Annotated in this window: 13 protein-coding genes; 12 read left to right on the top strand and 1 reads right to left on the bottom strand. The window is 66.9% G+C overall.

The window, feature by feature from the left end; genetic code table 11:
• From VGV13_15950 to VGV13_15895, 12 genes are all read left to right on the top strand, one after another.
• The coding region (locus VGV13_15950; GenBank protein HEV8642584.1) for a GAF domain-containing sensor histidine kinase at window positions 1–1152 on the top strand (1152 nt) is incomplete at its 5' end.
• A complete protein-coding gene (locus VGV13_15945; protein HEV8642583.1) occupies window positions 1145–2152 on the top strand; it encodes an ABC transporter substrate-binding protein in 1008 nt (335 codons plus the stop codon). The genes VGV13_15950 and VGV13_15945, both read left to right, overlap by 8 nt.
• Entirely contained in the window at window positions 2149–3786 is a 1638-nt protein-coding gene (locus VGV13_15940) for a hypothetical protein (protein ID HEV8642582.1), read from the top strand. Before VGV13_15945 ends, VGV13_15940 begins: the two co-directional genes overlap by 4 nt.
• A gap of 13 nt (window positions 3787–3799) precedes the next feature.
• Window positions 3800–4222, top strand: coding sequence for a hypothetical protein (locus tag VGV13_15935; protein HEV8642581.1), 423 nt, complete (start codon window positions 3800–3802; stop codon window positions 4220–4222).
• Between the two features lie 14 nt (window positions 4223–4236).
• Window positions 4237–5268, top strand: a complete 1032-nt coding sequence (locus VGV13_15930) for an ABC transporter substrate-binding protein (protein ID HEV8642580.1) — start codon at window positions 4237–4239, stop codon at window positions 5266–5268.
• 12 nt (window positions 5269–5280) lie between these two features.
• A complete protein-coding gene (locus VGV13_15925; GenBank protein ID HEV8642579.1) occupies window positions 5281–6303 on the top strand; it encodes an ABC transporter substrate-binding protein in 1023 nt (340 codons plus the stop codon).
• Window positions 6300–7295: an ABC transporter substrate-binding protein gene (locus VGV13_15920; GenBank protein ID HEV8642578.1), complete on the top strand. Its 996-nt coding sequence runs from the start codon at window positions 6300–6302 to the stop codon at window positions 7293–7295. The genes VGV13_15925 and VGV13_15920 overlap by 4 nt, the downstream gene beginning before the upstream one ends.
• On the top strand, window positions 7292–8293 hold the full coding sequence (locus tag VGV13_15915; protein HEV8642577.1) for an ABC transporter substrate-binding protein: 1002 nt from the start codon (window positions 7292–7294) through the stop codon (window positions 8291–8293). The genes VGV13_15920 and VGV13_15915 overlap by 4 nt, the downstream gene beginning before the upstream one ends.
• Window positions 8290–8898: an SCO family protein gene (locus VGV13_15910; protein HEV8642576.1), complete on the top strand. Its 609-nt coding sequence runs from the start codon at window positions 8290–8292 to the stop codon at window positions 8896–8898. Before VGV13_15915 ends, VGV13_15910 begins: the two co-directional genes overlap by 4 nt.
• Window positions 8895–10406 (top strand): ATP-binding protein, encoded by a 1512-nt coding sequence (locus VGV13_15905; GenBank protein ID HEV8642575.1) that lies wholly within the window; start codon window positions 8895–8897, stop codon window positions 10404–10406. Before VGV13_15910 ends, VGV13_15905 begins: the two co-directional genes overlap by 4 nt.
• A complete protein-coding gene (locus tag VGV13_15900) occupies window positions 10391–10765 on the top strand; it encodes a response regulator (protein HEV8642574.1) in 375 nt (124 codons plus the stop codon). The genes VGV13_15905 and VGV13_15900 overlap by 16 nt, the downstream gene beginning before the upstream one ends.
• Window positions 10762–11868: a response regulator gene (locus VGV13_15895; protein HEV8642573.1), complete on the top strand. Its 1107-nt coding sequence runs from the start codon at window positions 10762–10764 to the stop codon at window positions 11866–11868. Before VGV13_15900 ends, VGV13_15895 begins: the two co-directional genes overlap by 4 nt.
• A gap of 28 nt (window positions 11869–11896) precedes the next feature.
• Here VGV13_15895 and VGV13_15890 read toward each other — a convergent pair.
• Window positions 11897–12113, bottom strand: a 217-nt coding sequence (locus tag VGV13_15890; protein ID HEV8642572.1) for an ABC transporter ATP-binding protein, incomplete at its 5' end; no start/stop codon positions are given.

The following is a 12113-nucleotide window of genomic DNA, read 5'->3' as shown; positions in this document are numbered from 1 at the left end:
GGCTCCGACGGGTGCGGGATCTTCGAGTTCAACGCGTCCCGCCTGACCTACGACGTGGTGGCCAGCCACAACTTGTCTGGCCCGTACATCGAGGCCATCCGAGCGACGGCGATCGACCCGCGGAAGGGCATGATCGGGCGCGCGACCGAGACCGGCCAGCCGGTTCAGGTGGCCGATATCGAGACGGGTGGGGGCACGCTGTACCGGGAGATCACCCTGCGGGAGGGCTTCCGGGCGCTGCTGGCGGTTCCCATGAGCGGGAACAACGACACCCGGGGCATCGTGCTCTTTCGCCGTTCTCCGGGCAGCTTCGACGATCGCGTCGTCACCCTCCTCACGGCGCTGGCCAGCCAGTCGAAGGTCGCCATCGAGAACGCCCGGCTCTTCCAGGAGATCGACGACAAGAGCCGCCAGCTGGGGGTCGCCAATCAGCACAAATCGGAGTTCCTCGCCAACATGTCCCACGAGCTGCGCACACCGCTCAACGCGGTCATCGGATTTTCCGAGGTCCTGCTCGAGCGGATGTTCGGCGAGCTGAACGACAAGCAGGAGGAATATCTTCAAGATATCGTCTCCTCGGGCCGGCATCTGCTGTCCCTCATCAACGACATCCTCGACCTCTCCAAGATCGAGGCCGGCCGTATGGAGCTCGAGCTCAACGCCTTCGACCTCCCGGCGGCGCTCTCCAACGCGCTCACGCTCGTGCGTGAGCGCGCCGTCCGCCGCGGGATCCACCTCGACCTCACGGTGGACGGGCGGCTCGGGACCATCGTCGGCGATGAGCGGAAGTTCAAGCAAATTTTGCTCAACCTCCTCTCCAACGCCGTCAAGTTCACGCCCGAGGGCGGACGGGTGACGGTCGCGGCCGCGCTCGCCGATGGCTCGGCGGAGGTCTCGGTCAGCGACACCGGCATCGGCATCGCGCCGGAGGATCAGGAGGCGATCTTCGAGGAGTTCCGCCAGGCCGGCGGGGACTACGCCAGCAAGCGCGAGGGGACGGGGCTGGGGCTGACGCTGGCGAAGAAGTTCGTGGAGCTGCACGGCGGGAAGATCTGGGTCAAGAGCGAGGCGGGCCGAGGTTCGACGTTCACGTTCACGTTGCCGATGGGGCCCGGCGCGAGCAACCGGACGGAAGGAGGAGCCGATGCGTAACGACCAGCCAGGCTGGAGCCGACGGGATTTCCTGCATCGGCTGACGCTGTCCGGAACCGCGGGTCTCCTCGGCTTGCGCGCGGAACCCGCGGACGCGGAGCCGCCCCCCGAGACGAGGAGGATCAGGCTCGTCCAGATCGCGGGCGTGTGCGTGGCGCCCCAGTACGTGGCCGAAGAGTTGCTCAAGAGTGAGGGGTTTAACGACGTCCAGTATGTCAAGTTCGAGGCCACGCCGTACAAGGGGTTCGCCTCCGGCGAAGTCGACCTCAGCATGGCCTTCGTCGCGCCCTTCATCATTCAGGTGGACGCGGGCGTGCCGATCGTGCTTCTCGGCGGGGTTCACGTCGGCTGTTACGAGCTGTTCGGGACGGAGCGTGTGCGGGCGATTCGCGACCTCAGCGGAAAGATGGTCGCCGTGCCCGAGCTGGGCTCGCCGCACCACGTCTTCGTCGCCAGCATGGCAGCCTACGTGGGCCTGGACCCGAGCCGGGACATCAACTTTGTCACGTATCCCGCGGCCCAGTCGATGCAGCTCCTCGCGGAGCGAAAGATCGACGCGTTGATGGGCTTTCCCCCGATCCCGCAGGAGCTTCGGGCCAAGAAGATCGGCCATGTCGTCGTCAACAGCGGGGTGGACCGGCCCTGGTCCCAGTACTTCTGCTGCATCGTCGCCTCGAATCGAGAGTTCGTGCGGAAGCACCCGGTGGCGACGAAGCGGGCGCTGCGCGCGGTCTTGAAAGCCGCCAATCTCTGCGCGGCGGAGCCGGAGCGCGCTGCGCGAGTCGTGGCCGACAAAGGGTACCGCTATGACTATGCCCTGCAGACGATGAAGGAGATTTCATACGCCAGATGGCGGGAATACGATCCGGAGGACGCCGTGCGCTTCTACGCGCTCCGGCTGCACGAGGCGGGGATGATCAAGTCGGGCCCCCAGAAGATCATCGCCCAGGGCACGGACTGGCGCTTTCTCAATGAGCTCAAGAAGGAGTTGAAGGGATGAACAGACGCCACTGGTCGCACGCGATGTTCCTCATCCTCGCCCTGGCCGCGGTGCTCCTGGTGCCGGCGGCCAGCGCTCAGCAGTCGGCCAAGGAGAAGCTGGGCGCGGTGGACTTCCAGGTGTCGTGCACGCCTGCGGCCCAGGCCCAGTTCAACCGGGCGGTGGCGCTCCTCCATTCGTTCTGGTTTCCGGAGGCGGCCAAGGCCTTCCCGGCCGTCGCCCAGACCGATCCGAGCTGCGCCATGGCCCACTGGGGGATGGCCATGACCTTGCTGGGCAACCCGCTGGCCGCCCCGCCGCCGCCCAAGGCGCTCAAGGATGGCTGGGCCGCGGTGGAGCAAGCCAAGATGGTCGCCGCCAAGACCCCGCGCGAGCGGGATTACATCGCCGCCATCGAGCAGTTCTACAAGGACGCGGACAAGCTCGACCACCGCCCGCGCGCCCTCGCCTACGAGAAGGCGATGGAGCAGCTCTCTCAGCGCTACCCGGATGACCGGGAGGCGGCGGTGTTCTACGCGCTCGCGCTGAACATGACGTTGGTGCCGACCGACAAGACCTACGCCAACCAGCTCAAGGCGGCCCGGATCCTCGAGAAGGTCTTCTCCGAGAAGCCGGAGCATCCGGGGGTGGCCCACTATCTGATCCACAGCTACGACTTTCCGCCCATCGCGCCCCAGGGCCTGGGCGCGGCCCGGCGCTACGCGGCCATCGCGCCCTCGGCGCCGCACGCGCTCCACATGCCCTCGCACATCTTCACGCGGCTCGGGTACTGGGAGGAGTCGATCGCCACGAACCGCACGTCCGCGAACGTGGCGAAGGACGAGGTGAACGTCTCGCACCCGGGTGCCGGCTCGTACAACGCGCTCCACGCGATGGACTACATGATGTACGGCTATCTCCAGCTCGGCCAGGATCGGGCGGCCGCGGCCGTGCTCGAGGAGACCAGGGGGTACAAGACGGTGGACGTGGAGCACTTCGCCGCCGCCTACGCCTTCGCCGCGATGCCGGCGCGTTATGTGATCGAGCGCCGGCGGTGGACAGAGGCCGCCGCGCTGACCCTCCACCCGCCGCAGCTGTCCTGGCAGAAGTTTCCCCAGGCCGAGGCGGTCACCATCTTCGCCCGGGGGCTGGGCGCGGCGCGCAGCGGGGATGTTGCGGGGGCGCAGCGGGACGTCGCGCGGCTGGCGACGCTGCGCGACGCCCTGACGCAGGCGAAGAGCGCGTACTGGGCCGAGCAGACGGAGATCCAGCGTATGGTGGTGTCGGCCTGGGTCACCCTGGCCGAAGGCAAGCGCCAGGACGCGCTGACGCTGATGCGCTCGGCGGCCGAGCGTGAGGAGGCGACTGAGAAGCACCCGGTGACGCCGGGGCCGATCCTGCCGGCCCGCGAGCTGCTCGGGGAGATGTTGCTCGAGCTGGGCCAGTCAACGCCGGCGCTCAAGGAGTTCGAGGCCTCGCACAAGGTCGAGCGCAACCGCTTCCACGGGCTGGCGGGCGCCGCGCGGGCGGCGGAGCTGGCCGGCGACGCGGCCAAGGCGCGGACTTACTACACGCAACTGGTGACGCTGGCCGCCAAGGCCGACAGCGAGCGCCCCGAGGTGCAGCGGGCCAAGGCGTTCCTCGCCAAGAAGTGAGGGAGCTGAAGGGATGATCAGCCGACGCGAGTTCTTGCGCGGGCTGACTGTCGCCGGTCCCGCGACTGTTCTGGCGTCGCGGTCGGAGCGGGCGGCGGCAGAGCCGCCCCCCGAGACGACGACGCTGCGACTGGCTCAGACCCCATTCGGCGTCTGCATCGCGCCCCAGTACCTGGCTGAAGAGCTGCTGCGGAGCGAGGGGTTCACCGACATCATGGTGGACAGGGGCTATGCCAGGGACTACGACTACGCTCTCCAGACACTCAAGGCGCTTGCCTATACCAGGTGGCGCGAGTACGACCCCGAGGACACGATCCGCTTCTACGCGGTGCGCCTGCACGAAGCAGGGATGATCAAATCCAGCCCGCAGAAGCTCATCGCCCAGGGCACCGACTGGCGCTTCCTCAACGAGCTGAAGAAGGAACTCAAGGCTTAGGGGTCCGCGCGCTGATGGAGGGCCCGATGAAGAGCCAAAGCGCGACGAGCTGCAGCCGGCGATACTTCGTGCGTGGGCTGAGTTTCGCCGGTGTCGCCGGCGTTCTCGGACTGCGCCCTCGCACCGTGGCCGCGGAGCCGCCGCCGGAGACAACGAAGCTGCGGCTCGTCCAAACCTCGAGTATCTGTTGGGCACCCCAGTACCTCGCCGGGGAACTCCTCCGGGCTGAAGGGTTTGTAGACGTGCAGTACGTGAAGATGGCGAGTGGCGTGATCTCGGAAGTCCTGGCGGCCGGCGAAGCCGACATCAGCATGAACTTCGTCGGGCCCCACATCATCCGGGTGGACATGGGCGACCCCATCGTGTTTCTGGCGGGCGCGCACGTCGGCTGCTTCGAGCTGTTCGCGAACGAGCCGATCCGCGCGATCCGTGATCTCAAGGGGAAGATCGTCGCCGTGGCATGGCTGGGAGGCCCTGAGCACATTTTTCTCTCCAGCATGGTGGCGTATGTGGGCCTGGACCCCCGCACCGATATCAGCTGGGCGAGGTTTCCGCCCTCCGAGTCGATGCGGCTGTTCGAAGACGGGCTGGTCGATGCCTTTCTGGCGTTCCCGCCGAGCCCGCAGGAGCTGCGCGCGAGGAAGATCGGACGCGTGGTGGTCAACAGCGCCATCGACCGGCCGTGGTCGCAGTATTTCTGCTGCGTAGTAACGGGAAACCGCGAGTTCGTCCGCAAGTACCCGGTCGCGACCAAGCGAGCGCTGCGCGCCATCTTGAAAGCGGCCGACCTCTGCGCGCTCGAGCCCGATCGGGCCGCGCGGGTCCTCGTGGACAAGGGCTACATCAGGCAGTACGAGTACGCCCTCCAGGCGATGAAGGATGTGCCGTACGGCAAGTGGCGGGTGTACGACCCCGAGGACACGATCCGCTTCTACGCGCTGCGTCTCCACGAGGCGGGGATGATCAAGTCGAGCCCGCAGAAGATCATCGCCCAGTCCACCAACTGGCGTTTCCTTAAAGAGCTGAAGAAGGAGCTCAAGGGGTGAAGGGGGACCGTCATGGATAGCCGGCGAGCTGATTACTGGAGCCGTCGCGAGTTCGTGGGCGGAGTGACGCTCGCGACTGCGGGTCTCCTCGGACTTACAGCCGGGCCGGGCGCGGCGGAGCCTCCGCCGGAGACGACGAAGCTCCGGCTGATCCAGATCCCTAGTATCTGTCGCAGCCCGCAGTACGTCGCCGAAGAGCTCCTGCGGAGCGAGGGATTCACCGAGGTGCAGTACGTCCAGAGAAGCGGGAGCGCCGAGGTCGCAGAGACCCTGGCGTCTGGCGAGGTGGACATCAGCATGGGGTTCGTCGGGCCGCTCGTGGTCAGGGTGGACGCCGGGGCCCCGATCGTGTTTCTCGCCGGAGGGCACGTCGGCTGCTTCGAGCTGTTCGGCACCGAGCGCGTTCGAGCAATCCGTGACCTGAAGGGCAAGACGGTCGCCGTGCCCGCGCTGGGGTTATCGAGTCAGCACACCTTTCTCGCGAGTATGGTGGCGTACGTAGGGTTGGACCCCCGCCAGGACATCAACTGGGTCACTCATCCACCTGGCGAGGCCATGCGGCTCTTCGCGGAGGGAAAGCTCGATGCCTTTCTCGGCTTCCCGCCAGAGCCCCAAGAGCTGCGGGCCCGGAAGGTCGGTCACGTCGTGGTCAACAGCGCCGTGGATCGACCCTGGTCCCAGTACTTCTGCTGCTTGACGGCGGGAAACCGAGAATTCGTCCGCAAGAATCCCGCGGCCACCAAACGAGCGCTGCGCGCGATTATGAAAGCCACCAACCTCTGCGCCCTCGAGCCGGAGCGCGTCGCCCGATCCCTCGTGAACAGAGGCTTCGCGGCGCGCTACGACTACGCCCTTCAGGCCATGAAAGAGATTCCCTATGGCAAATGGCGGGACTACGACCCCGAGGACACGATCCGCTTCTACGGCCTTCGCCTGCACGAGGCGGGGATGATCAGGTCGAGCCCCCAGAAAATCATCGCCCAGGGCACCGACTGGCGCTTCCTCAACGAGCTCAAGAAGGAGCTGAAGGGATGATCAGCCGGCGGGACTTCGTTCAGGGGCTGAGCGTTGCTGGACTTCTTGGATGGCGGCCGGAGTCGGCGGAGGCCGAGCCGCCGCCCGAGACGACGAAGTTCAGGCCCGTCGTCCGGATCGGCAGCGTCTGTACGGCCCCCCTCTACATGATCGAAGAGTTCCTGCATGGCGAGGGATTCATCGATGTGCAGTATGTCAAGAAGGAGACGACCGTCGGGCAGCGCCAGGCTATTGCCTCCGGCGAGGGCGACATGGCCGTCAATTTCTTGGCGCCAACCATCATCCTCGTAGACGCGGGGGACCCGATTGTCTTCCTGGCCGGGGTCCACGTGGGCTGCCTGGAGCTATTCGGGACGGACCGGGTCCGCTCGATCCGCGACTTGAAGGGGAAGACCGTCGCTGTGCCCGACCCGGGAGGCTCCCAACAGGTTTTCCTCGCCAGCATGATGGCATATGTGGGCCTGGACCCCCGCCAGGACGTCAAGTGGGTCACGCATCCACAAGCCGAAGCGGCACGACTGCTGGCAGAGGGGAAGATCGACGCCTTCCTGGCCATTCCGCCAGAACCGCAGGAACTCCGGGCGAGGAAGATCGGGCACGTGGTGGTCAACACCATGATGGACCGGCCCTGGTCCCAGTACTTCTGCTGCATGGTGAGCGGGAATCGGGAGTTCGTCCGGAAGCACCCCGTAGCCACCAAGCGGGCCCTGCGCGCGATCTTCAGGGCGGTCGACCTCTGTGCCCGCAAGCCCGAGCTGTTCGCCCGGTTCCTGGTGGACAGGGGCTACACAAAAAACTATGACTACGCCCTCCAGGCACTGAAGGAGATCCCCTATGGCACGTGGCGGCAGTACGACCCGGAGGATGCCGTGCGCTTCTACGCCCTCCGCCTCCACGAAGCCGGGATGATCAAGTCGAGCCCCCAGAAGATCCTCGCCCAGGGCACCGACTGGCGCTTTCTCAACGAGCTGAAGAAGGAGCTGAAGGGATGATCACGCGACGGCGCTTCGTGAGCGGCCTGGCGACCTCCGGGATGGCGGGTCTCCTGGGGTGGCGGCCGGAGCTGGCCGCGGCCGAGCCACCGCCCGAGACGCGCAAGCTGCGGCTGGCGCACTTCGGCAGTATCTGCGTGGCACCGCAGTACGTCGCGGAGGAGCTGCTGAAGATCGAAGGCTTCACCGAGGTGCAGCACGTCAAGGTCCCAGGGCCAGCCGAGATCTCGAGAGCCCTGGCCACGGGCGCCGCTGATGTCAACCTGCACTTCGCGGCACCGCTGATCATCGAGCTGGACGCGGGCGCCCCCCTCGTCTTGCTGGCCGGCGTCCATATCGGGTGCTTCGAGATGTTTGGGGCCGATCGGGTGCGCGCAGTCCGCGATCTCAAGGGCAAGACCGTCGCCGTGACCCAGCTCGGGTTGACCCAGCACGTCTTCCTCGCCAGCATGGTGGCCCACGTTGGCCTGGACCCGCGCCGGGACGTCAACTTCGTCGCCCACCCCCCGTCCGAGGCGAAGCAGTTGCTGGCCGAAGGCAAAATCGACGCATACCTCGGCTTTCCGCCTGACCCCCAGGAACTCCGCGCCAAGAAGATCGGGCACGTCGTGGTCAACAGTGCTGTCGACCGGCCCTGGTCGCAGTACTTCTGCTGCATGGCCACCGGGAACCGGGAGTTCGTCCGGAAGCACCCGGTGGCGACCAAGCGGGCGCTCCGCGCGATCCTGAAAGCGGCCGACGTCTGCGCCCTCGAACCGGAGCGCGCCGCCCGAGCCATCGTGGACAAGGGGTTCACGCCGCGCTACGACTATGCCCTCCAGACGATGAAGGATGTTCCCTATGACAAGTGGCGGGTGTACGACCCCGAAGATACGCTGCGCTTCTACGCCCTGCGCCTGCACGAAGCCGGAATGATCAAGTCCGGCCCGAACAAGATCATCGCCCAGGGTGTCGACTGGCGCTTCCTCAACGAACTCAAGAAGGAGCTGAAGGGGTGAACAGCCGCCGCGGCAGGAGTGGGACGCTGCTCGTCGCGCTCGCAGCCACCTTCTGCATCGGAACGGGTATCAGTCACGCCGCCGGGACGAGCAGTGGTCTGCCGAGAATCGGCGCCGCGCCCGACTTCACGCTGACCAACCAGGACGGCGCCCGCCTCACGCTGAGCGACCTCCGCGGGAAGGTGGTCGCCGTCACCTTCATCTATACGGGCTGCGCCGACACCTGTCCGCTGCTGACGGCGAAGATGGCCGCCCTCCAGAACCGCGTCGGCGCCGAGTTCGCCTCGAAGATCGTCTTCCTCTCGGTGAGCGTCGATCCTGAGCGCGATACCCCGGAGGTGCTCAAGCGCTATGCCCAGGCGCACGGCGCCAACCTGGCCGGCTGGCACTTCCTCACCGGCACGCCGGCGGAGATCAGAGAAGTCGCGAGGCGCTACGGCATCTACTACAAGAAGCAGCCACGGAGCGATATCGATCACACCTTCCTCACCTCCGTGGTCGATCAGCGCGGAACGCTTCGCGTCCAGTACTTGGGCGTGCGGTTCGATCCCGACGAGCTGCTGCGGGACTTGCGGAGCTTGCTGGGAGAGGCGCGGGCGAGATGACGGACTGGATCGTCAGGCTCGTCGCGCGCATCCCGGCGACCGTTCACGCCAAGCTCCTGGCGGCCTTCCTCGTGATCGTGGTGGACCTCATCATCGTCGGCGCGGTGGGCTTGCGGGCACTCAGCGACGTCAACCAACGCGCCGGGGATCTCGTCAAGCTCCAGCGGAAGATCGCCGCCTACCGCCAGCTCCAGCACGACACGACCGGACAGCTCTACAGCGTGGCCTCGACGCTCCTGGTGCCCGACGAGCGGACGCTGGAGGCGACCCTCCGCCAGCTCAACCAATTCGGCTACGACCTGGATCGGCTCCAGTTCGTGGCCAGGGACGAGGCGGAGCTGCTCGGTCAGGTGCGCCAGGACTACGACAAGTTTATCGACGTGGTCACGCGCGTCGTCCACCTGATCCACCGTGGCAGGGTGGCGGAGGGGCGGGAGCTGCAGCTCACGCAGGCGAGCCCCCTGGCCGACCGTCTCGAGCGCCTGACGAATCAACTCGTGAACAAGGCCGAGGCCGACATGGTGGCCAGCATCGAGGCGAGCGAAGCCGCCTATGCGACGTCGCGTTGGGTCGTCATCGGCTTCGCCGTGGGGAGCATCGGGCTGGCGCTCGGTCTGGGGTACGCGATCTCCTGGTCCCTGATCGGGCCGGTCATGCAGATGGAGGCGCGGCTCCGGCAGATCGCCGCCGGGGACTTCTCGCAACGGGTGGCCATCCCGAACCGCGACGAGCTGGGCGCCCTGGCGGCCAACCTGAACCGCATGAACGACGAGCTGGGCCGGCTCTACCGGCAGCTGGAGGCCGCCAACCGCCACAAGTCGGAGTTCCTCGCCAACATGTCCCACGAGCTGCGCACGCCGCTCAACGCGATCATCGGCTTCTCCGAAGTCCTCCAGGAGCGGATGTTCGGCGAGCTCAACGACAAGCAGGCCGAGTACATCCAGGACATCATCGGCTCGGGGCGGCATCTCCTCTCGCTGATCAATGACATCCTCGATCTGTCCAAGGTCGAGGCCGGCCGGATGGACCTGGAGCTCACCTTGTTCAACCTGCCCGCCGCCCTGGAGAACGCGCTCACCCTGATGAAGGAGCGCGCCAGCCGCCATCAGATCGCGCTCGAGCTGGAGGTGGACGGCCGGCTCGGCGAGGTCGCGGGCGACGAGCGCAAGGTCAAGCAGATCCTCCTCAACCTGCTCTCGAACGCGGTGAAGTTCACGCCCGAGGGCGGCCGCGTGGAGCTGCGGGCGGCGCTGGCCGATGGCGCGGTCGAGATCTCCGTCCATGACACCGGGATCGGCATCGCGCCGGAAGACCAGGAGGCGATCTTCGAGGAGTTCCGTCAGGTCGGGGGGGCCGACGCCCGCCAGCGCGAAGGGACGGGACTGGGACTCACGCTCACGAAAAGGTTCGTCGAATTGCACGGGGGCAGGATCTGGCTCGAGAGCGAAGTGGGCAAGGGCTCGACCTTCACCTTCACGCTGCCGGTGAGACCATGGCCAACGAGCTGATCCTGATCGTCGAGGACAACGAGAAGAACCGGAAGCTCTTGCGCGACGTGCTCCAGTTCAGGGGCTACCAGACCGTGGAGGCCGAGACGGGGGAGGACGCCGTTCGCCTGGCCCGCGAGCGGCACCCCGCCCTCATCCTGATGGACATCCAGCTGCCGGGGATCAACGGGATCACCGCGCTGGGGCAGCTCCGGAGTGATCCGACGACGCGCGCCATTCCGGTGATCGCCGTCACCGCCTCCGCGATGACGCACGACCGGCAGAAGATCATGGCGGCCGGCTTCGACGGCTACCAGACCAAGCCCATCAACGTGAAGGAGTTCCTGGCGGCGGTGCAGGCCATCCTGAGCCGGTCATGAGCGCCTCCGCCAGGATCCTGGTCGTCGACGATACCCCGAACAACGTCAAGCTCCTGGCCGACCTGCTCCGGGTCAAAGGCTACGTGGTGGTCACCGCGTCGTCGGGACCGCAGGCGCTGGAGCTCGTCGACAAGGAGCAGCCCGACCTGGTGCTCCTCGACGTGGTGATGCCGGAGATGAGCGGCTACGAGGTCTGCCGGAAGATCCGGGCCAATCCGGCCACGGCGGTGCTTCCGGTGGTGATGGTGACGGCCCTCGATCCCGCCCAGGAGCGGATCAAAGGCCTCGAGGCGGGCGCCGACGACTTCCTCACCAAGCCCATCAATCAGGCGGAGCTGCTGGCGCGCGTCCGCTCGCTGCTCCGGATCAAGACGCTCTACGATCAGCTGGAGAGCATCAACCGGAACCTGGAATCGGTCGTGCGGGAGCAGGTCGCGCAGCTCGAGCGTCTGGGACGCCTCAAGCGGTTCTTCTCCCCCCAGCTCGCCGAGCTGATCGTCTCCGGCGGCGCCGAGGATCCGCTCAAGAGTCACCGCCGGGAGGTGACGGTCGTCTTCCTCGACCTCCGGGGCTTCACCGCCTTCGCGGAGACGGCGGAGCCCGAAGAGGTCATGGGGGTGCTGCGGGAGTATCACGCGGAGATGGGCCGGCTCATCCTCGAGCACGAGGGCACGCTCGAGCGCTTCACCGGCGACGGGATGATGATCTTCTTCAACGACCCGCTGCCCGTGCCCAACCCGGCCGAGCGGGCCATCCGCATGGCGCTCGCCATGAGCCAGCGCGTGGCGGTCCTGGCCCAGGGCTGGCGCAAGCGCGGCTTCGACCTCGACTTCGGCGTGGGCCTCGCGCAAGGCTACGCCACGATCGGCGCCATCGGCTTCGAGGGCCGCTGGGACTACGGCGCGATCGGGACCGTGACGAACCTGGCCGCGCGTCTCTGCGGCGAGGCCAAGCCGGGCCAGATCCTCGTCCCCCGCCGCCTCTGCGGCGCCGTCGAGGATCTCGTGGAGGTGGAGCCGGTGGGCGAGCTGGCCCTGAAGGGATTCTCGCGCCCGGTGTCGACCTTCAACGTCGTGCGCGCGAAGGTCACGGTCTCGTCTTGAGTGAGGCTCCCGGTGACCAGGTGACCGACTAGACGGTGGAGCCACCGACGCCGAGATAGGTCGTGGTGATGGCGACGTCGGCCCTGAGAGTGGCGGGCGTCCCCTCGAAGACGATCGCGCCGTGGTCGATCACGTACACCCGGTCGGCCAGGCGCAGCGCCATCTCGGCGTTCTGCTCGACGAGCAGCATGCTCACGCGCTCGCGCTTGAGCTGCTCGATCGTGCTCATCACGGTTTCCACGACG

The sequence above is a fragment of the Candidatus Methylomirabilota bacterium genome (genome assembly GCA_036001065.1).
Lineage (GTDB): Bacteria > Methylomirabilota > Methylomirabilia > Rokubacteriales > CSP1-6 > MNEF01.
The sequence above is the reverse complement of the archived record's forward strand: the minus strand, read 5'-3'. Positions and strand labels throughout refer to the sequence as shown.

Excerpts from the sequence above, each read along its gene's own strand:
- VGV13_15945 (HEV8642583.1), top strand. The coding sequence starts at position 1,145 with ATGCGTAACGACCAGCCAGGCTGGAGCCGACGGGATTTCCTGCATCGG.
- VGV13_15940 (HEV8642582.1), top strand. The coding sequence starts at position 2,149 with ATGAACAGACGCCACTGGTCGCACGCGATGTTCCTCATCCTCGCCCTG.
- VGV13_15935 (HEV8642581.1), top strand. The coding sequence starts at position 3,800 with ATGATCAGCCGACGCGAGTTCTTGCGCGGGCTGACTGTCGCCGGTCCC.
- VGV13_15930 (HEV8642580.1), top strand. The coding sequence starts at position 4,237 with ATGGAGGGCCCGATGAAGAGCCAAAGCGCGACGAGCTGCAGCCGGCGA.
- VGV13_15925 (HEV8642579.1), top strand. The coding sequence starts at position 5,281 with ATGGATAGCCGGCGAGCTGATTACTGGAGCCGTCGCGAGTTCGTGGGC.
- VGV13_15920 (HEV8642578.1), top strand. The coding sequence starts at position 6,300 with ATGATCAGCCGGCGGGACTTCGTTCAGGGGCTGAGCGTTGCTGGACTT.
- VGV13_15915 (HEV8642577.1), top strand. The coding sequence starts at position 7,292 with ATGATCACGCGACGGCGCTTCGTGAGCGGCCTGGCGACCTCCGGGATG.
- VGV13_15905 (HEV8642575.1), top strand. The coding sequence starts at position 8,895 with ATGACGGACTGGATCGTCAGGCTCGTCGCGCGCATCCCGGCGACCGTT.
- VGV13_15900 (HEV8642574.1), top strand. The coding sequence starts at position 10,391 with ATGGCCAACGAGCTGATCCTGATCGTCGAGGACAACGAGAAGAACCGG.
- VGV13_15895 (HEV8642573.1), top strand. The coding sequence starts at position 10,762 with ATGAGCGCCTCCGCCAGGATCCTGGTCGTCGACGATACCCCGAACAAC.